Origin of the sequence: Sphingopyxis granuli (assembly GCF_001559015.1) — a bacterium.
In the GTDB taxonomy this organism is placed as follows: domain Bacteria; phylum Pseudomonadota; class Alphaproteobacteria; order Sphingomonadales; family Sphingomonadaceae; genus Sphingopyxis; species Sphingopyxis granuli.
This window is the reverse complement of sequence record NZ_CP012199.1, coordinates 2489656-2510850: the sequence shown is the minus strand read 5'-3', so window position 1 is coordinate 2510850 and position 21195 is coordinate 2489656. Positions and strand designations below refer to the sequence as shown.

At 67.4% G+C, this 21195-nt stretch carries 18 protein-coding genes and 1 tRNA gene; 9 read left to right on the top strand and 10 right to left on the bottom strand.

Annotation, left to right across the window (positions count from 1 at the left end):
* Positions 1–3: 3 nt before the first annotated feature.
* From cysD to SGRAN_RS11600, 4 genes are all read left to right on the top strand, one after another.
* Entirely contained in the window at positions 4–909 is a 906-nt protein-coding gene (cysD, locus tag SGRAN_RS11615) for a sulfate adenylyltransferase subunit CysD (protein WP_067109884.1), read from the top strand.
* Between the two features lie 161 nt (positions 910–1070).
* Complete coding sequence (gene cysN, locus SGRAN_RS11610; protein ID WP_067183796.1) at positions 1071–2972, top strand: sulfate adenylyltransferase subunit CysN; 1902 nt, start codon at positions 1071–1073, stop codon at positions 2970–2972.
* Positions 2969–3724, top strand: coding sequence for a 3'(2'),5'-bisphosphate nucleotidase CysQ (locus SGRAN_RS11605; protein WP_067183793.1), 756 nt, complete (start codon positions 2969–2971; stop codon positions 3722–3724). Before cysN ends, SGRAN_RS11605 begins: the two co-directional genes overlap by 4 nt.
* Positions 3725–3797: 73 nt before the next feature.
* A complete protein-coding gene (locus SGRAN_RS11600) occupies positions 3798–4934 on the top strand; it encodes a zinc-binding dehydrogenase (protein ID WP_067183788.1) in 1137 nt (378 codons plus the stop codon).
* Positions 4935–5061: 127 nt separating this feature from the next.
* Here SGRAN_RS11600 and SGRAN_RS11595 read toward each other — a convergent pair whose 3' ends face one another.
* The 4 genes from SGRAN_RS11595 to SGRAN_RS11580 all read right to left on the bottom strand — a co-directional run bounded on the left by SGRAN_RS11595 (position 5062) and on the right by SGRAN_RS11580 (position 9256).
* Positions 5062–6213 carry a cell wall hydrolase gene (locus SGRAN_RS11595; protein ID WP_067183786.1) on the bottom strand — a complete coding sequence of 384 codons (1152 nt, stop codon included), beginning with the start codon at positions 6211–6213 and terminating at the stop codon, positions 5062–5064.
* A gap of 10 nt (positions 6214–6223) precedes the next feature.
* Positions 6224–7144: a cysteine synthase A gene (gene cysK / locus SGRAN_RS11590; protein WP_067183783.1), complete on the bottom strand. Its 921-nt coding sequence runs from the start codon at positions 7142–7144 to the stop codon at positions 6224–6226.
* Entirely contained in the window at positions 7141–7815 is a 675-nt protein-coding gene (locus tag SGRAN_RS11585) for an RBBP9/YdeN family alpha/beta hydrolase (protein ID WP_067183781.1), read from the bottom strand. The genes cysK and SGRAN_RS11585 overlap by 4 nt, the downstream gene beginning before the upstream one ends.
* Before the next feature lie 124 nt (positions 7816–7939).
* The gene (locus tag SGRAN_RS11580; RefSeq protein ID WP_067183779.1) at positions 7940–9256 is read right to left on the bottom strand and encodes an MFS transporter; all 1317 of its coding nucleotides are present in this window, start codon (positions 9254–9256) and stop codon (positions 7940–7942) included.
* Positions 9257–9383: 127 nt separating this feature from the next.
* On the opposite strand from SGRAN_RS11580, the gene SGRAN_RS11575 reads away from it, so the two are divergent.
* Entirely contained in the window at positions 9384–11144 is a 1761-nt protein-coding gene (locus tag SGRAN_RS11575) for a DUF885 domain-containing protein (RefSeq protein WP_067183776.1), read from the top strand.
* 296 nt (positions 11145–11440) lie between these two features.
* Here SGRAN_RS11575 and SGRAN_RS11570 read toward each other — a convergent pair whose 3' ends face one another.
* Positions 11441–12757 (bottom strand): RsmB/NOP family class I SAM-dependent RNA methyltransferase, encoded by a 1317-nt coding sequence (locus tag SGRAN_RS11570; RefSeq protein ID WP_067183774.1) that lies wholly within the window; start codon positions 12755–12757, stop codon positions 11441–11443.
* A 40-nt stretch (positions 12758–12797) separates the two neighbouring features.
* Between SGRAN_RS11570 and SGRAN_RS11565 the strand changes: the two genes are divergently transcribed.
* Positions 12798–13007 carry a DUF1674 domain-containing protein gene (locus SGRAN_RS11565; RefSeq protein ID WP_067183772.1) on the top strand — a complete coding sequence of 70 codons (210 nt, stop codon included), beginning with the start codon at positions 12798–12800 and terminating at the stop codon, positions 13005–13007.
* Between the two features lie 20 nt (positions 13008–13027).
* Here the strand turns inward: SGRAN_RS11565 and SGRAN_RS11560 are convergent, their stop codons facing one another.
* The 3 genes from SGRAN_RS11560 to SGRAN_RS11550 form a co-directional block, all read right to left on the bottom strand.
* Positions 13028–13582 (bottom strand): cytochrome b, encoded by a 555-nt coding sequence (locus SGRAN_RS11560; protein WP_067183769.1) that lies wholly within the window; start codon positions 13580–13582, stop codon positions 13028–13030.
* A 13-nt stretch (positions 13583–13595) separates the two neighbouring features.
* Positions 13596–14378, bottom strand: coding sequence for a SapC family protein (locus tag SGRAN_RS11555; protein WP_067113017.1), 783 nt, complete (start codon positions 14376–14378; stop codon positions 13596–13598).
* Positions 14379–14490: 112 nt separating this feature from the next.
* Positions 14491–15912 carry an FAD-binding oxidoreductase gene (locus tag SGRAN_RS11550; protein WP_067187053.1) on the bottom strand — a complete coding sequence of 474 codons (1422 nt, stop codon included), beginning with the start codon at positions 15910–15912 and terminating at the stop codon, positions 14491–14493.
* 198 nt (positions 15913–16110) lie between these two features.
* On the opposite strand from SGRAN_RS11550, the gene SGRAN_RS11545 reads away from it, so the two are divergent.
* Complete coding sequence (locus SGRAN_RS11545; protein WP_104959641.1) at positions 16111–16647, top strand: hypothetical protein; 537 nt, start codon at positions 16111–16113, stop codon at positions 16645–16647.
* 128 nt (positions 16648–16775) lie between these two features.
* On the top strand, positions 16776–18161 hold the full coding sequence (locus SGRAN_RS11540; RefSeq protein ID WP_067183766.1) for a DEAD/DEAH box helicase: 1386 nt from the start codon (positions 16776–16778) through the stop codon (positions 18159–18161).
* 225 nt (positions 18162–18386) lie between these two features.
* Here SGRAN_RS11540 and SGRAN_RS11535 read toward each other — a convergent pair whose 3' ends face one another.
* Entirely contained in the window at positions 18387–19403 is a 1017-nt protein-coding gene (locus SGRAN_RS11535; protein WP_082737217.1) for an NADP-dependent oxidoreductase, read from the bottom strand.
* Positions 19404–19494: 91 nt separating this feature from the next.
* On the opposite strand from SGRAN_RS11535, the gene SGRAN_RS11530 reads away from it, so the two are divergent.
* Positions 19495–19570, top strand: a tRNA-Ala gene (locus SGRAN_RS11530).
* A 14-nt stretch (positions 19571–19584) separates the two neighbouring features.
* Here the strand turns inward: SGRAN_RS11530 and SGRAN_RS11525 are convergent.
* Positions 19585–20643, bottom strand: coding sequence for an aspartyl/asparaginyl beta-hydroxylase domain-containing protein (locus SGRAN_RS11525; RefSeq protein ID WP_067183763.1), 1059 nt, complete (start codon positions 20641–20643; stop codon positions 19585–19587).
* Positions 20644–21195: the final 552 nt, after the last annotated feature.

Below are 21195 nucleotides of genomic sequence, written 5' to 3'. Positions count from 1 at the left end.
GGGATGATCGATACGCTGACCCATCTGGACCGGCTGGAGGCCGAGAGCATCCATATCCTGCGCGAGGTGATGGCGGACGCCGCCCGGCCGGTGATGCTTTATTCGGTGGGCAAGGACAGCGCGGTGATGCTGCATCTGGCGCGCAAGGCCTTTTATCCCTCGCCGCCGCCTTTCCCGCTGATGCATGTCGACACGACGTGGAAGTTCCGCGCGATGTACGAGCTGCGCGACCGCATGGCGGCCGAGAGCGGGATGGAACTGATCGTCTATCAGAACCCGGAGGCGAAGGCGCGCGGGATCAACCCGTTCGACCATGGCCCCCTCCACACCGATATGTGGAAGACCGAGGGACTGAAGCAGGCGCTCGACCTCCACGGCTTCGACGTCGCGTTCGGCGGCGCGCGGCGCGACGAGGAAAAGAGCCGGGCGAAGGAGCGCATCTTCTCTTTCCGCACCGCAAGCCACGGCTGGGACCCGAAGCAGCAGCGGCCCGAGCTGTGGAACCTCTACAACGCCCGCAAGGCCAAAGGCGAAAGCATCCGTGTCTTCCCGATCTCGAACTGGACCGAGCTCGATATCTGGCAATATATCGCGCGCGAGAATATCCCGATCGTGCCGCTCTATTTCGCCGCGCCGCGCCCGACGGTCGAGCGCGACGGCCTGTTGCTGATGGTCGACGACGACCGCTTTCCGCTGCGCGACGGCGAGGTGCCGGTCGAGCGCTCGGTGCGCTTCCGCACCCTCGGCTGCTATCCGCTGACCGGCGCGGTCGAGAGCGAGGCGGCGACGCTGTCCGCGGTCATCCAGGAAATGCTGCTGACCACCACCAGCGAACGGCAGGGCCGCATCATCGACAAGGACGGCGGCGACGCGTCGATGGAGAAAAAGAAGCAGGAGGGGTATTTCTGATGGCTGATCCTGCAAATCCTCCCCGGAACGGGGAGGGGGACCACCCGCAGGGTGGCGGAGGGACCGGGGGCTATCGGTTCAGCGCACCGCCAATTGGAGAGGTTTCGCCCCCTCCGTCAGCGCTGCGCGCTGCCACCTCCCCGTTCCGGGGAGGATCGGGCATGACCGACCCCGTCTACGTCACTGACGCCCTCATCGCCGAGGACATCGACGCCTATCTCGCGCAGCACGAGCGCAAGTCGCTGCTGCGCTTCATCACCTGTGGATCGGTCGACGACGGCAAGTCGACGCTGATCGGGCGGCTGCTCTACGACAGCAAGATGATCTTCGAGGATCAGCTTGCCGCGCTCGAGGCCGACAGCAGGCGCGTCGGCACGCAGGGGCAGGAGATCGACTTCGCGCTGCTCGTCGACGGGCTCGCCGCCGAGCGCGAGCAGGGGATCACGATCGACGTCGCCTATCGCTTCTTCACCACCGAAAAGCGCAAGTTCATCGTCGCCGACACGCCGGGGCACGAACAATATACGCGCAACATGGTGACGGGCGCTTCTACCGCCGACCTCGCGGTCATCCTGATCGACGCGCGCAAGGGGGTGCTGACCCAGACGCGGCGGCACAGCTTCCTCGCGCACCTGCTCGGCATCCGGCACATCGTGCTCGCGGTGAACAAGATGGACCTCGTCGGCTACGACAAGGCGGTCTTCGACCGCATCGCGCTCGCCTATCGCGCCTTCGCGAGCGAGATCGGGATCACGAATTTCACCGCCATCCCGATTTCGGGGTTCAAGGGCGACAATATCACCGCGCTGTCGCCGAACACGCCGTGGTTCAAGGGACCGGCGCTGATCGAGCATCTGGAGAGCGTCGATGTCGGCGGCGCCGCGGACGAGGCGAAGCCGTTTCGCATGCCGGTGCAATGGGTGAACCGCCCCAATCTCGATTTCCGCGGCTTTTCGGGACAGATCGCCAGCGGCCGGGTCGCGCCGGGCGACGCGATCCGCATCCTGCCAAGCGGCAAGACCACGACGATCGGGCGGATCGTGACGATGGACGGCGACCTTTCCGAAGCCGTCGCGGGCCAGTCGGTCACGCTGACGCTCGCCGACGAGATCGACTGTTCGCGCGGCGACGTGATCGCCGCCGCCGACGCGCCGCCCGAGGCCGCCGACCAGTTCGAGGCGACGCTCGTCTGGATGGCCGACGAGGCGATGATTCCCGGCCGCGCCTATTGGCTCAAGCTCGCGACGCAGAGCGTGTCGGTGACCGTGCAGGCGCCGAAGTACGAGATCAACGTCAACACGCTCGACCGCCTCGCGGCCAAGACGCTGGAGTTGAACGGCATCGGCGTCGTCGAAGTGTCGACCGACAGGCCGATCGTGTTCGAGGCCTATGCCGACAATCCCGCGCTCGGCGGCTTCATCCTGATCGACAAGCTGACCAATGCGACGGTCGCGGCGGGGATGCTGCATTTCAGCCTGCGCCGCGCGCAGAACGTCCACTGGCAGGCGACCGACATCGATCGCGAGATGCGCGCCGACCTCAAGAATCAGCGGCCCGCGCTGCTGTGGTTCACCGGCCTGTCGGGGTCGGGCAAGTCGACGATCGCCAATCTGGTCGAAAAGAAGCTGCACCGGATGAACCGCCACAGCTTCCTGCTCGACGGCGACAATGTCCGCCACGGGCTCAACAAGGACCTCGGCTTCACCGAGGCCGACCGGATCGAGAATATCCGCCGCGTCGGCGAGGTCGCGAAGCTGATGACCGATGCCGGGCTGATCGTCATCACCGCCTTCATCTCGCCCTTCCGGGCGGAGCGCGAGATGGTGCGCGCGATGCTGCCCGAGGGCGAGTTCATCGAGATCTTCATCGACACCCCGCTCGCCGAGGCCGAGAGGCGCGACGTCAAGGGCCTCTACAAGAAGGCGCGCGCCGGGCAGCTCAAGAATTTCACCGGCATCGACAGCCCCTATGAGGTTCCGGAGAACCCCGAAATTCGCATCGATACCACCGATATGACGCCCGAGCAGGCCGCCGAACTGATCGTCGAGCGGCTGCTGGGATGAGCGCGCCCGAAAGCGACGAGCAGCTGGCCGAACGGCTCGCGACGGCGGCGGGGCGCCTGCTCGACGAACTGCGCGCCGATGGTGGCCTCGAAGGCAAGGCGCTCGGCACGGAGGGCGATGCGCGCGCCAATGCGCTGCTGTGCCGCGAACTGCGGGCCGCGCGCCCCGACGATGCACTGCTGTCCGAAGAAGAGAAGGACGACGCCGCGCGCCTCGCGCACCGCCGCGTCTGGATCGTCGATCCGCTCGACGGCACGCGCGAATATGGCGAGGGGCGCCGCGATTGGGCAGTGCATGTCGCGCTCGCGATCGACGGCGTGGCGAGCGTCGGCGCGGTCGCCTTGCCGGGGCAGGGGGTGACGCTGACGTCGGGCACTCCCATCGCCCTGATCCCCGCCAACACGCCGCCGCGGATGCTCGTCAGCCGCACGCGGCCCGCCGCCGAAGCGGTGTTCGTCGCCGAGCGGCTCGGCGCCGAACTCGTCGCGATGGGATCGGCAGGCGCCAAGGCGATGGCGGTGGTGCAGGGGCAGGCCGACATCTACCTCCACACCGGCGGCCAGTATGAATGGGACAATTGCGCCCCCGCCGCGGTCGCCGCCGCCGCCGGGCTGCACGTCAGCCGCGTCGACGGGTCGCCGATCCGCTACAACAACCCCGATCCCTATCTGCCCGACCTGCTGATCTGCCGGAAGGAGCTGGCCGACGCGGTGCTGCGACTGGCAGCGGCATATCGACCCGCGCAGGGGTGAGGTCGCCATTGCCAGCCGGCACGCGCTCGCCTAGATCGGTTGCATCGAGAAACTGAAAACCGGGAGATATGCGATGACCGACCTGCCAGCCACCAACCTCGTCATGCTGACGCTGGTCAAGCCCGAGGGCGAGCTCGAAGTCTTTTTTGAGCGGCGCCCGATGCCCGAACCCAAAGCGCACGAGGTATTGGTGAAAGTGCTGGCGACGCCGATCAATCCGTCGGACCTCGGCCTGCTGTTCGGCGGGGCCGACATGACGACGGCGCGCGCCGCGACCCGCGACGGCCTGCCGGTCGTCACCGCCGACATTCCGCCGCAGGGGATGCGCGCGATGGCGAGCCGCGTCGGCGACGCGCTGCCGATCGGCAACGAAGGCTGCGGCCTTGTCGTCAAGGCCGGCGATTCGCCGGAGGCGCAGGCGCTGCTCGGCCGGACGGTAGCCTTGCTCGGCGGCGAGATGTACGCCGAATATCGCTGCCTGCCCGTCCAGATGTGCATGCCGCTGCCCGACGGCACCGACCCGAAGGACGGCGCCTCCTGCTTCGTCAACCCGCTGACCAGCCTCGCCTTCACGGAAACGATGCGGATGGAGGGGCACAGCGCGATCGTCCATACCGCGGCGGCGTCGAACCTGGGCCAGATGCTGGTGAAGATCTGCGCGAAGGATGGCATTCCGCTCGTCAACATCGTGCGCAGCGCCGCGCAGGTCGAAATCCTGAAAGGGCTGGGCGCGAAGCATATCGTCAACAGCAGCGACGATGATTTCATGGACCGGCTGATCGCCGCGATCACCGAGACGGGCGCGACGCTCGGCTTCGACGCGATCGGCGGCGGCAAGCTGGCGGGACAGATATTGTCGGCGATGGAGGCCGCGGCGGTGAAGCGGATGACTAATTACAGCCGCTATGGCTCCGACAGCTTCAAGCAGGTCTATATCTATGGCGGGCTCGACATGGGGCCGACCGTGCTCAACCGCAGCTTCGGCTTCGCCTGGTCGCTCTCGGGCTTCCTGCTCACCCCCTTCATGCAGAAGGCTGGTGCCGAGGTCGTCGGCCGCATGCGCCAGCGCGTCGCGGACGAGCTGACCACGACCTTCAAGAGCCACTACAGCCACGACATCTCGCTGGTCGATACGCTGTCGCTCGATGCGGTCGCCGCCTATAATGCCAAGCGGACGGGCGAGAAATATCTGATCCGTCCGCACGGCTGATCCGGGGCAGCGTCGGCATGAACCCGCTCGTCATTGCGAGCGGCGAAGCCGCGTGGCAATCCGGAGCTTGTGGTAACCGCTCTGGATTGCTTCGCTCCGCTCGTAACGACGATGGAACAGCGCCGCTTTACCGCTTCATGCACTGACGCTTGTCGTCGCGCTTGTATTCGGTGCAGTTCCACAGCGCCTTCTCGAACGCCGCCTTGTCGTCGCGCAGATAGGAAAAGCTCATCGCCGCGCGCTGGGTTTCGCTCATCGCGTCGGAATCGGGCTTCAGCACCGGGTTGGTCCAGCCCATGAACTTGCAATAGGGCCGGTCGCCGCACAGCCGCAGCGCCGTGGCCACGAAGCTTTCGGGCGCGGCGCGGTGGTCGAGTTGGACATAGAGGGCGTCGCGCCCCGCGCCGCCGCCGGAACCCGGAACGATCCGCGTCTCGCCGATCTCGGCCTTGGCATCGACGCCCGCCAGTTCGACCGGCGCGGCCAGCGCTGCCGCATGGAACGGGGACAGCGCGGCAAGCTTGGCGACCGGGCCGTCGCTTCCCGCGACGGCGCCGCGAAAGGCGCCGGGCGTGCCCCAATAGCCCGGCCAGCGGAAGAACAGATGCGTATCGACGACCGCGATCTTTTCGAGGCTGTCGCTCCAATAGGGGCGGACCCAGTCGGTATGATAATGGGTGGCGAGCCCGACCTCGGGGTCGGTCGATCCCGACAGCATCCGGTCGGCGAGCGCGCGGGCGCGCGTCCAAGCTGCATCGGAATAGCGGCGGTCGAGCGCCCCGTCGCAGGTGAAGGTGAACTGGCATCCGGTCGCCCGCTCCGACCCCTGGAACACGACGCCGCAGATCGACTTGGGAAAGGCGGGGTGGCGGACGCGGTTGATCACGACCTGTCCGACCGCGCGCTGGCCCTTGGCATCGTCGCCGGCCTCGTAGAGCATCGCCGAGGCAAGGCAATCGCGCGCCCGGGCGCGGTTGTCGCCATTGCCGGGATAGACGAAGGGTCGCGCCGCGACGAAACCCTTCTTCACCAGCGGGATATGGGCGTTTTCGGTGCGCGCGTCATCCTCGGTGACGGGGGCGAGTTCGGTCGGTAGCACCGCGGGCACGACGTCGGGCGGCGGCGCGACGGGGTGCGGGCGGATGGCGGCATCCGCGCCCGGTCCGCGCCCGCTGGCATGCAGGACGGCGACGATCGCGATCGCCGCCAGCAGGACGAACAGCCATCCCGCGCCGTCGCGCCGCAAGGCCGGCGGATCGCGTTCGTCGCTGCCCGGCATAGTGGTGACCCTAGATTTCGGGCAGGAAATCGGGGACCGACAGATAGCGCTCGCCGGTGTCGTAGTTGAAACCGAGAATGCGTGCGCCCGCGGGCAGGTCGGGAAGCTTCTGGTGGATCGCGGCGAGCGTCGCGCCCGAGGAGATGCCGACGAGCAGGCCTTCCTCCGCCGCGGAGCGGAGCGCCCATTGCTTGGCATCCCCCGCATCGACCTGGATCACGCCGTCGAGCAGGTCGGTGTGCAGGTTGCGCGGGATGAAGCCGGCACCGAGGCCCTGGATCGGATGCGGACCCGGCTGGCCGCCCGAAATGACGGGCGACGCGGTCGGTTCGACCGCGAACACCTTCAGATTCGGCCAATGCTGTTTCAGCAACTGGGCGCAGCCGGTGATGTGGCCGCCGGTGCCGACGCCGGTGATCAGCGCGTCGATCGGCGAATCGGCGAAATCGTCCAGGATTTCCTGCGCCGTCGTGCGAAGGTGGACCTCGACGTTGGCGTCGTTCTCGAACTGCTGGGGCATCCAGGCGCCGGGGGTCGTCTCGACCAGTTCGATCGCGCGTTCGATCGCGCCCTTCATGCCCTTTTCGCGCGGGGTCAGGTCGAAGGTCGCGCCATAAGCGAGCATCAGGCGCCGCCGCTCGATCGACATGCTTTCGGGCATGACGAGGATCAGCTTGTAGCCCTTGACCGCGGCGGCCATCGCCAGGCCGATGCCGGTGTTGCCCGACGTCGGCTCGACGATGGTGCCGCCTTGCTTCAGGCTGCCGTCACGCTCGGCCGCCTCGATCATCGCCAGCCCGATACGATCCTTGATCGACCCGCCGGGATTGCTGCGTTCCGACTTGATCCACACCTCCGCGTCGGGAAACAGTTTCGCGACGCGGATGTGCGGCGTGTTGCCGATGGTTTCGAGGATCGAATTGGCTTTCATCGTCTGTGTGCACTTTCCCTATGTTCGAAGCGGGGATCGCGACGGACCCGGTTCGGCCAGTCTCCCGAGCGGATCCAAAGCCTTTCGTCGGCCAGCGCGGGCGTCGGCGCAGGTTGTAACGAGGCCAGCAGATACTGTCCATAAGGCCAGTCCCCGAGCCCCGAGTCGGCATTGAGATGACCGAAGGGACCGGCGTTGACGAAGCGCGCGTCCCATTGCCGCGACAGGCGCCAGACGTGGGCGGTCTTCGCATAGGGATCGTTGTCGCTGGCGACGACGGTCATCGGGACGCGCGAGGTGAAGGAGGGCGCATCGGCGAAGCCGGTCAGGCCGTGATCGTTCCGCAGGCGCGACAGGTCGGGCGGGGCGACGAGCAGCGCCCCCGCCAGCCGCGCGCGGGCCAGTCCGCCGGCGGCGGCGAACCAGTGGGCGAAGGCGTGGCAACCCAGGCTGTGCGCGGCGACCAGGATGGGTTCGTCGTCGGTGGCATCGGCGATCGCATGGTCGATCCGTCCGACCCACTCGTCCTTGTCGGGCGCGTCCCAGCGGCCGAGATCGATGCGCTCGCAGCGGGAGAATTTGCGCTCCCACAGGCTCTGCCAATGGGTGGGCCCGCTGTTGTTGAGGCCGGGGATGGTCAGGATCCGGTGGCGGATGGTGGCATTGTGCATGGCGGTTTCTCCATCGAGGGAAGAGGAAGCCGCGGTGACGGGTGCGCTCACCATAATTCAACTAAATAAATAGACAATGGCTTTTGGACGGGGCGAGGACCTTTTGCGACCAGCGGTGATGCGCTCAGCGCGCCGCCGGTTCGAACTGCGGCTTGAAGGTGCGCGCGTGGCGCAGTTCGGGGAACAGCCAGGCCCAGATCGCGGTGACGCCGATCGCCGCCGCGCCGCCGACGACGACCGCGCCGATCGGGCCGAGCACCGCGGCCATCGCGCCCGCGCGCATCTCGCCAAGCTCGTTCGACGCCGAAATGGCGAGGCCCGACACGGCGCTCACGCGGCCGCGCATATGGTCGGGGGTGTTGAGCTGGATCAGCGTGCCGCGCACGAAGACCGAGAACATGTCCGCCGCGCCCATGACGATCAGCAGCAGCATCGAGAGCGCGAAGTTGGTCGACAGGCCGAACGCCACGGTGCCGGCGCCGAACACCGCGACCGCCCACAGCATCTTGACCCCGACGTTGCGCTCGATCGGCCGGATCGCGAGCCCCAGCGCGACGATCGCCGCCCCGATCGCGGGCGCGGCGCGCAGGAAGCCCAGCCCCTCCGACCCGGCGTGCAGGATGTCGCGGGCGTAGACGGGCAGCATCGCGGTGGCGCCCGACAGGATCACCGCGAACAGGTCGAGGGTGATCGTGCCGAGCAGGAAGCGCTCCTTCCAGGTGAATTGCAGCCCGTCGACCATCTCGCGTAGCGGGTGGCCGCGCACCTCGGCGGGCGGCGGTAGCACGGGGCGCACCCGGCCGAGGGTGAGCGCCGACAGCGCGAGCAGCACCGCCGCGAAGACATAGACCGAGGCCGGATGCGCGGCGTAGATCAGCCCGCCTGCGGCGGGGCCGACGACCGCGGCCGACTGCCAGGCGATGCTGCTCATCGCGATGGCGCGCGGCAGCACCTCGATGGGGACGATATTGGGGGCGATCGCCGACATCGCCGGGCCGGAAAAGACCCGCGCCACGCCGTGCAGCGCGGCGAGCGTGAACAACAGCGGCAGCGTTAGCCCGCCGGTCCAGGTGAACCAGCCGAGCGTTGCGGCGATGCCGATGTCGATCAGGTTGGAAAAGATCGCGACGCTGCGCCGCTCGAACCGGTCGGCCGCCCAGCCCGCGACCGGGGTCAGGATCGCCAGCGGCACGAACTGCACGAGGCCCAGCAGGCCGAGTTGAAACGACGCCTCGCGGATCGACATGCCGTAATCGGTGCGCGCGGTATCGTAGAGCTGATAGCCGATGACCACCACCATCGCCATCGTCGCCATCACCGCGGTGAAGCGCGCGAACCAGTAATATCGGTAATCGGCATAGCGCAGCGGGGAAGGGGCTTTGGCCGCGGCATCCCCCGGCAGCACGGGCTCTTCGTCGGGCGGTGGTGGGATGGTGGCCATGGTCCCGCTCCTAGCCCGGCAATCCCGGCTGTCCAGAGGCGCGATGCTGTCGTTCGTCGATTATCGGGTGCCACGCGCGGGGGCGGATGCCAGAAGAGGCTCTATCGGAAAACAGGGAGATACCCGCATGAAACCCAGATTTGCCCACCTCGGCGGGGCCGCGATGGCGGCCGCGCTCCTCGTCCTGACCGCCTGCAACGCGTCGGGCAACGCGTCGGGCGACGCATCGGGCGACGGGGCCGCCTCGACGCAGCAGGCGAAGAACTGGACCGAGTTCCGCGACAATTTCCTCGCCGGCTATTTCCCGCTCAATCCGAACTTCGCGGTCTATCAGGGCAAGCATGAATATGACGGGCAACTGCCCGACTGGTCGCCCGAAGGCATCCAGAAGCAGATCGCCTATCTCGAAAAGACGATCGCCGACGCCAGGGCATTCGACGCGCAGATGACCGATGCCGAGAAATTCGAGCGCGACTATCTGGTCCATGTGGCCGAGGGGCAGCTCTTCTTCCTGAAGGATGCGGACTTCCCGCACCGGAACCCGGCCTTCTACGTCGGCTCGCTCGATCCCAACGTCTATGTCTCGCGCCCCTATGCCGACGCCGCGACGCGGATGAAGGCGTTCATCGCCTATGCGCAGAAGGTCCCCGCCGCCGCGGAGCAGATCAAGGCGAACCTGACGCTTCCGCTGCCCGCGACCTTCGTCAAGTTCGGCACGGCGGGCTTCGGCGGCTTTGCCGACTATTATACCGGCGACGCCAAGAAGGCCTTTGCAGAGGTCAAGGACCCCGAACTCCAGAAGCAGTTCGACGACGCGGCGGCAAAGGCGGCGGCGGCGATGAAGGACCTTGCGGCCTATGTCGGCTCGAAGCCCGGCACCGCCGACGGCTGGGCGCTGGGTCCCGACCGGTTCGCGAAGATGCTGCTCGCCAACGAGGGGGTCGACACGCCGCTCGACGAACTCGAACGCATCGGCCAGGCCGACCTCAAGCGCAACCAGGACGCGCTCAAGGCCGCCTGCGCGACCTATGCCGCGGGCATGACGATCGCCGACTGCATGAAGAAGATGAACGCGGACAAGCCCGCCGACGGTCCGGTCGCCGAGGCGCGGCGGCAGCTTCCCGCCCTGCGCGCCTTCCTCGTCGAAAAGGACCTCGTCACGATTCCCGGCACCGAACAGGCGCAGGTCGAGGAGTCGCCGCCCTACAACCGGCAGAACAGCGCCTATATCGACATCCCCGGGCCGTATGAGAAAGGCCTGCCGTCGATCTATTACATCTCGCCGCCCGACCCCGCGTGGGACAAGCAGACGCAGATGGATTTCGTGCCGGGCCGCAAGGACCTGATGTTCACCTCGGTCCACGAGGTGTGGCCGGGCCATTTCCTCAACTTCCTCCACTCGAACCGCGCCGAGAGCATCTTCGGCAAGCTGTTCGTCGGCTATGCCTTCGCCGAGGGCTGGGCGCATTATACCGAGGAGATGATGTGGGATGCCGGGCTGGGGGACGGCGACCCCGAAACGCATATCGGCCAGCTTTCGAACGCGCTGCTGCGCGACTGCCGCTATCTTTCGGCGATCGGCCTGCACACCAAGGGCATGACCGTCGCCGACTCCGAAAAGCTGTTCAAGGAACAATGCTGGCAGGATGAGGGCAACGCCCGGCAACAGGCGGCGCGCGGCACTTATGACCCGCTCTACCTCAACTACACGATGGGCAAGCTGATGATCCGCAAGCTGCGCGAGGACTGGACAGCCAAGAACGGGGGGGCGGGCGACCGGACCAAGTGGAAGGCCTTCCACGACCAGTTCCTGTCCTACGGCGGCCCGCCGATCCCGATGGTGCGTCAGGCGATGATGAAGGAAGACGCGCCGAAGGCGGTGTTCTAGAAAATCGTGCGTTAAATCTGCATCACCCTTTCTGCCGTTCGTGCTGAGCTTGTCGAAGCACCGTCCTTCTTCTTGCGTCCCCGAAAGAAAGAACGGCCCTTCGACAAGCTCAGGGCAAACGGTTCAGATTTAATGCTCGATGCTCTAAGCCTGCGGGGCTTGTGATGGAAACCGGTGTCCCCGCGAAGGCGGGGACCCAGAGTGTGACAAAAGAGGCAGCGCCGATACGCACTGGGCTCCCGCCTTCGCGCGAGCACCCGGCTTTCAGGGCATAAGCTGCACGCTGAACCCTGCCGTCAGCAGGATGGCGCCTCCAGCCGCGCGACGAAGAAGCCGTCGAGCCCGCCGCGGTCGGCGAGCATCGTCGGCAATGTGCGGACGAAGCCCGACGCGTCGGGTTCGACGCCCGCCGGCAGTTCATCGGCCGTCGCGGGCAGGACGACCCATCCCGGATGCTCGTCCAGAAAAGCGGCGATCCGCTCTTCGCCCTCGGCGCGTTCGAGCGAGCAGGTGGCATAGACGAGCCGCCCGCCGGGCTTGACCCACGCCGCGGCGCGGTCGAGCAGGTCGGCCTGCAGCGCCGCCATTTCGGCGATCTGCGCCGCCTCGACGCGGTGGAGCACGTCGGGGTGGCGCCGGAAGATGCCGGTTGCCGAGCAGGGGGCGTCGAGCAGCACAGCATCGGCGGGCTCGTCGGGTTGCCAGCGCCGGATGTCGCCCTGCACCACCTCGGCCTGCAAATTCGTCCGCGCGAGATTGGCCCGCAGCCGTTCGAGCCGCTTCGCGCTGGCATCGACCGCCACGACCTGCCACCCGGCGGCGGCGAATTGCATCGTCTTGCCGCCCGGCGCGGCGCACAGGTCGAGCACGCTTCGCCCTTCGCCGCGGCCGAGCAGGCGCGCCGGGATCGACGCCGCCAGATCCTGCACCCACCAGCCGCCTTCGCGATAGCCGGCGATCTCCTCGATCGCGCCGCCGCGCGGCAGGCGACGATGCAGCGGCGCCAGCGCCAACGCTTCGGGCAGCGGTTCGAGCGGCTCGGCGGCGAAGCTCAGGTCGACGGGCGGCGGCGCGCTCCACGCGGCGGCGGCGGCCTCGACCATGTCCGTCCCCCATTGCTCGGCCCAGCGCGCGGTGGCGGCGGCGGGCAGGGCCGCCCGGTCGGGCAGTTCCCATGCCTCTTTCTGCGCGCGCGACAACAGCGCGTGGACCAGCCGCCGGGGTCCGCCCGCGACGAGCGGCAGCGCCGTCGCCACCACCGCATGGGCGGGGCTGCGCAGCACGAGCAACTGGGCCAGCGCGATCCGCAGCACCGCGCGCGCCTTGACGTCCTCGGGCAGCGGCTGTTCGGTGGCTCCGTCGATCAGCGCGTCGATGGCGGTCAGCCAGCGCAGCGCTTCCGACACGATCGCGATCGCAAAGGCGCGATCGGGCGGCGTCAGACCCTGCGTCGCGGCATGGGCGGCAAGATCGAGCGGCTCGCCGCGTCGCAGCACGGCGTCGAGCAGCCGCAGGGCCGCGCGGCGCGGCGCGGTGCCCGGCGGATCGCCCGCATCGGCACGCCCCCGCCTGCGCTTGCGGGCATCAGCCACGGTGCGCTCCTTCCGTGCCATCGCGCTTGGCGGCGGCGCCAAGGCGGCCTATGGGATCGGCATGACCGATAGAGCGAAACAGGGCAGCATCAGCGGGACGCCGCGCGCGACCCGGCGTCCGGCCCATGTCAAGGCGCCGGCAGGCTGGACCGCCACGCCGGTTCCGGCCCCCGCGGCCGCCGCACCCGCCCCGGCGGAAAGCCAGCCGGGCGGCCGCGACCCGGTGCGCTATGGCGACTGGGAATATAAGGGACTGGCGATCGACTTCTGACGCGGGGGGAGCGGTGCCTGTCAAAAGGGATTCATCCGCGCGTTGACCCCCGACCGGTCGACGAACTGGTGCTTGAGCGCCGCCAGGACATGGACGATCACCAGCGCCAGCATCGTCAGGCCCAGCATCTCGTGCCGTTCGTGCATCGTGTCGGCGAGCGCCTTGCCCGGCGCGGCGATCGGGGGAAGAGTGAACAGGCCGAAGAAATCGATCGGCCGATCCGCCGCCGACATCCAGACCCAGCCCGACAGCGGCAACAGGATCAGCAGCGCATAGAAGAGGAAATGGACGATCCGGCTGAGCGGGCGCTGCCATGCCGGAATGCTTGCCGGAAGCGGCGGCGGCCGGTGTCCGAGCCGCCACGCGATCCGGATCAGGGTCAGCGCCAGCACCGTGACACCCAGCGCCTTGTGGATCGCCATCGCTTCGCGGTGGGTTTCGCGCGGCAGGCCCTCGGTCAGCATCGCAAGGCCGATGTTGACGATGACCGCGGCGCCGATCAGCCAATGAAGCCAGATGGCCACCTTCGTGTAACGCGGGCTCGCGGTGGTTCCCGCCGTCGCGTCGGTGGCCATGGCTCGTTCTCCCTCAGGCGGTCGTCGGGGCGACCGTCACCGCCGGCATCTTGCCGGCCTTCACCTGTTCCGCAAAGATCTCGCGCATCAGCTGCAGCGAGAAGAGATGCGCGAAGATCAGCGCGAGGATGCCGTTCTGCATCATCTTGCGCAGCACGTCGCCGCGCAGTTCGCGCAGCTTCGTTTCGTCGACCATCTTGAAGCCGCGATAGACGAAGGGCTGTTCATAGCCGTCGGCCTGGATGCTGACTTCGCCGTCCATCAGCAGGTCCGCCTTCTGCAGTTCCTCGACGAACTGGCCGGTGCGCTGGCCCGCTTCCTCGAAATTCTTGCAGAATTCGAGGATATTGTTGACCGCGTCCGACGGCTTGCCGTCGACGAACAGCACATCGCCCTCGTCGAACTTGCCGATCGCGCCCGAGGTCGGGTCGAAGCAGAGCGAAAGCTCGTCGGTGTCGGGGCGCAGGCGGGCGAGCATGAAGGGATAACGGCGGATATAGGCCGGGACATAGACCGGATTGATCAGCTTGCCCTCTTCGCTGACGAAGGTGTTGATGCCCTCGTTGAGGCCCATCAGCGCGAGCGGAACCGGATTGTCGCCGGCTGAGAAGACGATCGGATAGTGGCGCGACGCGGAAACGAACTCGTCGGAGGTCAGCGGCACGGCGTGCTGGTTGATCAGGAAATCGGCGCTGTCGAGCGGGCGCGCATGGAAATCGGCGTGGTCGACGCTCGAAAGCGGCACCAGATCCTTGTAGAAGAGGGGCAGATTGGAAGCGGTCGGCGCCGTGGCCATCATGATTCTCCGAAACAGGTTTCCGCGTGGCGGAAGAAAGCGGTTTTCGCGCCTTATTGGGCCGCGCCGCGCCGCGCAAGAGGCCGATTGCCGCCGACGCGCGGTTTATGCGTCAGACGAGCTTGCCCGGGTTGAGGATGCCGAGCGGGTCGAGTCCCGCCTTGACCCCGCGCAGCGCCGCGAGCCGCGCCGGACTGTCGATTTCCGCCAGCATGGCGCGCTTCGCCTGCCCGATGCCGTGTTCGGCGGAGATCGAGCCGCCCAGTTCGACGACGTGGCGATAGACGAGCCGGCTGACCGCCTCGCCATGTTCGGCGATCCATGCCTTGCCGTCGCAGCCCGCCGGCGGCTGGACATGGTGATGGACATTGCCGTCGCCGAGGTGGCCGAACGACAGCGCGCGCGCGCCGGGAAAGGCGGCGGACAGGCGCGCCGGATTGTCGGCGATGAAGGTCGGCATCCGGTCGACCGGCACGCTGATGTCGTGCTGAAGCGCGGGTCCCTCGGCGCGCTCCGCCTCCGAGATCGAATCGCGCAGGCGCCAGAAATCCTCGCTCTCGCGCTCGTTCTTGGCGATCGCGACATCGCGGACGAGCCCTTCGTCCAATGCCGGCGCCAGTTCGGCGAGCAGCGCCGCGTCGAGCGCTTCGGCATCGTCGCCCGCGAGTTCGATCAGCGCATACCAGGGGCAGGGCGCGGCGAGCGGCGCGCGCGTCTGCGGAATATGGCGCAGCACCGCGTCGAGGCACGTGTGCGGGACGATCTCGAACCCTTCGAGGGCGTCGCCCAGCGCCGCGTCGAGCCGCCGCAGCAGGACGAGTGCCTGGTCGGGCGATTCGAGCCCGATCCACGCGGTGGCGCGCGCGGCCGCGACGGGAACGAGGCGCAGGCAGGCCGCCGTCACGATTCCCAGCGTGCCCTCGGCGCCGCACAGCAGGTGGCGCAGGTCGTAACCGCGGTTGTCCTTCTTCAGCGGCGCCAGGCCGTCGAAGATGCTGCCGTCGGGCAGCACCGCCTCGATTCCGGCGACCAGCGCGCGCATCGTGCCGTGGCGCAGCACCTGCGTGCCGCCGGCGTTGGTCGAGACGAGCCCTCCGATCGTCGCCGACCCCTTGCCGCCGAGGCTCAGCGGAAAGCGCAGCCCGTGGGCGAGCACGGCATTGTGGAAATTCTCGAGCACCACGCCGGCCTCGACGACCGCCAGCCGTGCCGCCGCGTCGATGGCGCGGATGCGGTCGAGCCGCCGGGTGCTGAGCAGCAGCTGCGTGCCGGTCGCGTCGGGGGTGGCGCCGCCGACCATGCCGCTGTTGCCGCCTTGCGGCACGATCGCGGCGCCGGCCTCGCCGCACAGCCGCACCGCCGCCGCCACCTCTTCGGTCGTGGCGGGCGACAGCATCGCCGCCGCGGCGCCGTGATATTTGCCGCGCCAGTCGGTCAGCCACGGCGCGAGGACCTCGGGATCGGTCGTGAAGCCCTTGGGGCCCAGCAGCGCGGCGAGATCGGCAAGAAGCGAGGGAGAGGGTGGGCGTGTCATCGGGTCCCGGTCCGGCTTGCTGCCGCGCCTGCCCGCGCACGATTCCGCCTCGGGGCTCGACAGCAATTCATTTGATGTTCAATCATGGCGGTTAAAGGTGCAATGAACGATCGGCGGGGCGCCGTCCAGCTTGGGGGTGCGGGAGGCACTGGTGAAAAGCATTATGGGTCAGCACGGGGCAGGAGCGGTCGCAAGGCCGTGCTGACGTCCGCTGCCCTGCTGATGGCCGCCGCGGCGCCGGTGGCCAATGCCGCCAACGCCCCCACGGCCGCGCCGCCCGAGCCGCTGGTGTCGCTGGTGCCGCCGCCCGCCGAACCGCCCGCCGCGCCCTATTGGCAGGTGGTGATCGAGCAGGAACTGATCATCCGCGTGCCTGCGCGCCGCAGCCCGATCAACAATTTCGCCGCGGGCCCGATGCCGCAGCGATCGCCCCGCCCGACGACGATCGTGTGGAAGGAAAAGAAGGCGCCGAAATGCATTCCGATGCGGAACATCATGGGGATGCAGGCGGTTCAGCGTGACAGCATCGACCTGATCACACGCCAGAACCAACTCTTGCGCGCGCAGCTCAACCGCGGCTGCCGGGCGCTCGATTTCTATGCCGGCTTCTACATGCAGGGGAACAAGGACGGAAAGCTGTGCGAGGATCGCGACCAGATCCACGCCCGGACCGGCGCCAAGTGCGAGATCGACAAATTCCGGCTGCTCGTGCCCGTCCCGCGCGAGGAGGATTGATCGCGCCCGTCCCGCCGCATGGCTTTTTAACGGCATTCCTTGACTTTTCCCGACCTTTTGCCCAATGGCCGCGGCAGCGACGGCGGGCGTGGGCGCCGCGCTCGAACCTATCCGGACAGTTGACCTTTATGAAATTTGCCGACCTCGGCCTCTCCGATGAACTTTTGCGCGCTGTCACCGAAGCGGGCTATGACGAACCGACACCGATTCAGGCGGGAGCGATCCCGTCGGTCCTGATGATGCGCGACATGATCGGCATCGCCCAGACGGGGACCGGCAAGACCGCCTCTTTCGTGCTGCCGATGATCGACATCCTCGCGCAGGGCCGTGCCCGCGCGCTGATGCCGCGCTCGCTGATCCTCGAACCGACGCGCGAGCTTGCCGCGCAGGTGGCCGAGAATTTCGAGAATTACGGCCGGTATCACAAGCTTTCGATGGCGCTGCTGATCGGCGGCGTGCAGATGGGCGATCAGATCAAGGCGCTCGAAAAGGGCGTCGACGTGCTGATCGCGACGCCGGGCCGCCTGATGGACCTGTTCGAGCGCGGCAAGATCCTGCTCACCGGCTGCAACATGCTCGTCATCGACGAGGCGGACCGGATGCTCGACATGGGCTTCATCCCCGACATCGAGAATATCTGCACCAAGCTGCCGACGAATCGCCAGACCCTGCTCTTCTCCGCGACGATGCCGCCGCCGATCAAGAAGCTTGCCGACAAATTCCTGTCGAATCCCAAGACGATCGAGGTGGCGCGGCCCGCGAGCACCAACGTGAACATCGCCCAGTTCCTCGTCAAGACCAGCGAACGCGCCAAGCGCGATACGCTGCGCGACCTGATCGAGGAAGAGGGCGTCGCCACCGCGATCATCTTCTGCAACCGCAAGACGACGGTGCGCGAGCTCGCCAAGTCGCTGAAGCGGCACCGCTATCGCGCGGGCGAGATTCACGGCGACATGGATCAGTCGAGCCGCATCGCCGAACTCGACCGTTTCAAGAACGGCGACATCAACATCCTCGTCGCGTCGGACGTCGCGGCGCGCGGGCTCGACGTCAAGGGCGTCAGCCACGTCTTCAACTTCGACGCGCCCTGGCATCCCGACGATTATGTCCATCGCATCGGCCGCACCGGCCGCGCCGGGGCGAAAGGCCGTGCCTTCACGCTGGTGACGCCGTCGGACGACGAGGCGATCGACAATATCCAGAAGCTGACCGGCTCGAAGATCGCGATCCTCGGACGCCCCGAAAGCGCCGGCGAGCGCAAGGAAGAAACGCAGCCCGCGCGCGACGGTAAACGACGCGAAGAGGGGCGCCGTGAAGAAGGACGCCGCGAAGAGGAGCGCAAGCCCCGGGCAAAGCGCGGCGAGGCGAAACCCAGAAACGGCGACGGCCATGCCGCAAAGAAGGACGCAGGCCGAAAGCCCGCTCCCGCGGCGACTCGTCGCGACGACGATGGTCCCGACGACGGCTGGAACGGCCCGATGCCGGACTTCCTCTCGGTCGGCTTCGGCACCTGACGCCTGATCGTCTTGGCTTGCAAAGCCGTGTGCTCCCGCGCAGGCGGGAGCCCAGAGCGGGAAAGTCAAGGTCGGCGCCGGCACGCTCTGGGCCCCCGCCTGCGCGGGGATGCGGCACGGTTCATCCGGACATGATGGCGCTGGATTGACCCACTTCCGTCATTTGCGGGGAACCGCAGGCGACGAAGCAATCCCAGCCATCATCCCACCTTGCCGGAAACGTCATCAGAGGCGGACGAGCATCTTTCCGATATTGGCGCCGGCGAAGAGGCCGAGGAAGGCTTCGGGTGCCGACTCGATGCCGTCGCGCACGGTCTCGCGCATCGTCACCGCGCCGCTCGCGATCAGATTGCCCATGTCGGCATAGAATTCTTCCATGCAATCGAAGAACTGGTCGGTGTAGATAAAGCCTTCCATGCGGATGCGCGCGGGGATGGCGCGGATCAGATATTTCATCTCCTGCGGATGCCCGTCGTTGTAGACGTCGATCATCCCGCAGATGGCGAAGCGGGCGAAATCGTTCGCGGTCGCGAAAGCGGCGTCGAGATGGTCGCCGCCGACATTGTCGAAATAGACGTCGATCCCCGGCTTGCCGAGCGTGCGAAGGGCATCCGATAGTCCATCGAGCACCGGCCCGGCCTTGTAATCGACGGCGGCATCGGCGCCGAGTTCGCGGACCCAGGCGCATTTTTCCGCGCCGCCCGCGGCGCCGATCACCGTCATTTCGCGCGCCTTGGCGATCTGCACCACCGCCGATCCCACCGCGCCCGCCGCGGCGGACACGAAAACGGTGTCGCCGGCTTTCGCCGCCGCGACGCGCAGCAGGCCGATCCACGCGGTGCCGCCGGTCAGGCCCATGTTGTGCAGGAAGGTCTGCGGCGCCATCCCCGCCGCCAGCGCCTCGGCAGGCAGCTTGAACGGCGCCATGTCGAGGCCGATGACGCCGCCGTCGCGCCAGCCGCCCATGTGCAGGATCAGGTCGCCCGGCGCGAAGCCCTCCATCCGGCTTTCGACGACCTCGCCGATCGCGCCGCCGGTCATCGGCTGGTCGATCTGGAAGCTCGCGGTATAGCTTTTCGCGTCGTTCATCCGCCCGCGCATATAGGGGTCAACCGACAGCCACAGGTTGCGGACGCGCAGCTGATTCTCCTGCAAGGGATCGTCGGGCAGGTCGCGCAGTGCGAAATGCTCCATCGTCGGCAAAGCGGAGGGGCGGCGGGTCAGATGCCATGCCTTGGCCATTCGATATCTCCCCAATTTTCGCGTTTCGCGAAAGATCGTCAGAAAAGCCGTTGCCAGTGTCAAGCAGGCTCGTTAAGAGCCGCCCGGTCGCGGGGCCGTAGCTCAGATGGGAGAGCGCTGCAATCGCACTGCAGAGGTCAGGGGTTCGATTCCCCTCGGCTCCACCAGCGACCCTTTTCCCTTATCCGTGGTCGGATTCGTCATAGGCGGCGATCGCCGTGAAGATTCGTGCAAGCTGTTCGCGCTCGTCGGCATCGATATCGGGCCGCCAGACCTCGAACAGCAGCACGGTGCGGTCGCTCGTGCCGCGATTCCACGCCTCATGCTCGAAACTGTCGTCGAAGATCAGCAGTTCGCCTTCGCGCCACGCGCGCGTTTCGGCGCCGACCCGAATCGCGCAATCCTCCGGCACGATCAGCGGCAGGTGGCAGATCAGCCGTGTGTTGAGCAGCCCGTGATGCGGCTGGATGTGCGTGCCGGGGGTGAGACGGGAGAAGAGGGCGATCGGTGCGCGTTCCGGAATGACCGGTTGCGGCGCCGATTCGAGCGCCGCCAGCGTCCGCGGGCACAGCAGGTCCATGCCGTCGACGATCCGGCCGCTCTGCCACAGCCAGGCCGCGCCCCAGTCGGGTTTGTCGAGCAGCGGATTGTTCGGCGGCGGTCGGTCGGGATGCGCGGTCACATAGGGCGCGAAGCGGTCGCCGGCATCGGCGATGAGCGCTTCCAGCTCGCCGCGAATCGCCGCCGTCTCGGCCTCGATCGCGGGCACCCAGTCGAATTCCTCGCGATCGAAGAAGGCCCGCTGCGCCAGGCCGGGAAAATAGAACATCGCTGGTTGCTGGAGGTAGAGCGCTTGCTCTCCCGTCAGCAGGCGCAGTGCTTCGGCGACCCGAGGCGGCGCGCTGGCGGCCGAAATCCCCGCATCGCGCAACTCGGTCGCCAGATGCGCTGCCAGCATCTTCTCGCTTTCGGCGATGAATTCCTGGCCGCGGATCAGGCCGGCGTGCAGCGAGGACGGCACGTTGGGCATGATCGCCGCCGTGCTCAGCGCCAGCCGGTAGAAACTGCACGCGGCACGCGAGTCGTCGCGCCGCCGCTTGGCCTCCGCCATGGCGAGCAGCGCCAGGATATTGCCACGGTCGGCGCGGATCGCGCCTTCGAGCGCCGCTATCTCGCCAGCATCGTCGCCGCGCTGAAACGCCGCGCGCGCCTGTCCCATCCAGTCCCCACCCTGCGTCATGGCCCCGGCATAGCGCGGCGCGGCGTGTTTGCAACAAGGCTGGTGGAGCGATGGCGGTGGCCGCGCCTCGCGTCGGAGAATGCCGGTCGTTCGGCCGGCATCAGGGCTTTCCTACATTATCCGGCGGTGCCAGCCCGATTCTTCGGCTCTTTCCATTGCCCGTTCGCCCGCATGTCGTCGGCTGCCGGCGCTCTCCTCAGAGCGTGATGACATCGACTGGAATCGTCATTGCGAGCGGCGAAGCCGCGCGGCAATCCAGAGTGGCGGTAACCGCCCTGGATTGCTTCGCTTCGCTCGCAATGACGAAGTGTCGATCCAATATTATCATGCTCTATGGTCTGTGGGGATCTGGCGTTCGGCGCGCCGCCTCATCCGTTCGTCATGCTGAACTCGTTTCAGCATCCATGGCCGGACCTCTCCTTTTGTGCCGCCTTTCAGGTGAGGGCAGACCATGGACCCCCGGATCGGGTCCGGGGCAGGCTCTGAAACAAGTTGGCGTTTATACCCCTGAGACAGGGACGCTGGTGATCCCCGGCGAAAGCCGGGATCCAT

Coding starts and splice junctions, on each gene's coding strand:
- cysD (WP_067109884.1), top strand. CDS start 4: ATGATCGATACGCTGACCCATCTGGACCGGCTGGAGGCCGAGAGCATC.
- cysN (WP_067183796.1), top strand. CDS start 1,071: ATGACCGACCCCGTCTACGTCACTGACGCCCTCATCGCCGAGGACATC.
- SGRAN_RS11605 (WP_067183793.1), top strand. CDS start 2,969: ATGAGCGCGCCCGAAAGCGACGAGCAGCTGGCCGAACGGCTCGCGACG.
- SGRAN_RS11600 (WP_067183788.1), top strand. CDS start 3,798: ATGACCGACCTGCCAGCCACCAACCTCGTCATGCTGACGCTGGTCAAG.
- SGRAN_RS11595 (WP_067183786.1), bottom strand. CDS start 6,213: ATGCCGGGCAGCGACGAACGCGATCCGCCGGCCTTGCGGCGCGACGGC.
- cysK (WP_067183783.1), bottom strand. CDS start 7,144: ATGAAAGCCAATTCGATCCTCGAAACCATCGGCAACACGCCGCACATC.
- SGRAN_RS11585 (WP_067183781.1), bottom strand. CDS start 7,815: ATGCACAATGCCACCATCCGCCACCGGATCCTGACCATCCCCGGCCTC.
- SGRAN_RS11580 (WP_067183779.1), bottom strand. CDS start 9,256: ATGGCCACCATCCCACCACCGCCCGACGAAGAGCCCGTGCTGCCGGGG.
- SGRAN_RS11575 (WP_067183776.1), top strand. CDS start 9,384: ATGAAACCCAGATTTGCCCACCTCGGCGGGGCCGCGATGGCGGCCGCG.
- SGRAN_RS11570 (WP_067183774.1), bottom strand. CDS start 12,757: ATGGCACGGAAGGAGCGCACCGTGGCTGATGCCCGCAAGCGCAGGCGG.
- SGRAN_RS11565 (WP_067183772.1), top strand. CDS start 12,798: ATGACCGATAGAGCGAAACAGGGCAGCATCAGCGGGACGCCGCGCGCG.
- SGRAN_RS11560 (WP_067183769.1), bottom strand. CDS start 13,582: ATGGCCACCGACGCGACGGCGGGAACCACCGCGAGCCCGCGTTACACG.
- SGRAN_RS11555 (WP_067113017.1), bottom strand. CDS start 14,378: ATGGCCACGGCGCCGACCGCTTCCAATCTGCCCCTCTTCTACAAGGAT.
- SGRAN_RS11550 (WP_067187053.1), bottom strand. CDS start 15,912: ATGACACGCCCACCCTCTCCCTCGCTTCTTGCCGATCTCGCCGCGCTG.
- SGRAN_RS11540 (WP_067183766.1), top strand. CDS start 16,776: ATGAAATTTGCCGACCTCGGCCTCTCCGATGAACTTTTGCGCGCTGTC.
- SGRAN_RS11535 (WP_082737217.1), bottom strand. CDS start 19,403: ATGGCCAAGGCATGGCATCTGACCCGCCGCCCCTCCGCTTTGCCGACG.
- SGRAN_RS11525 (WP_067183763.1), bottom strand. CDS start 20,643: ATGACGCAGGGTGGGGACTGGATGGGACAGGCGCGCGCGGCGTTTCAG.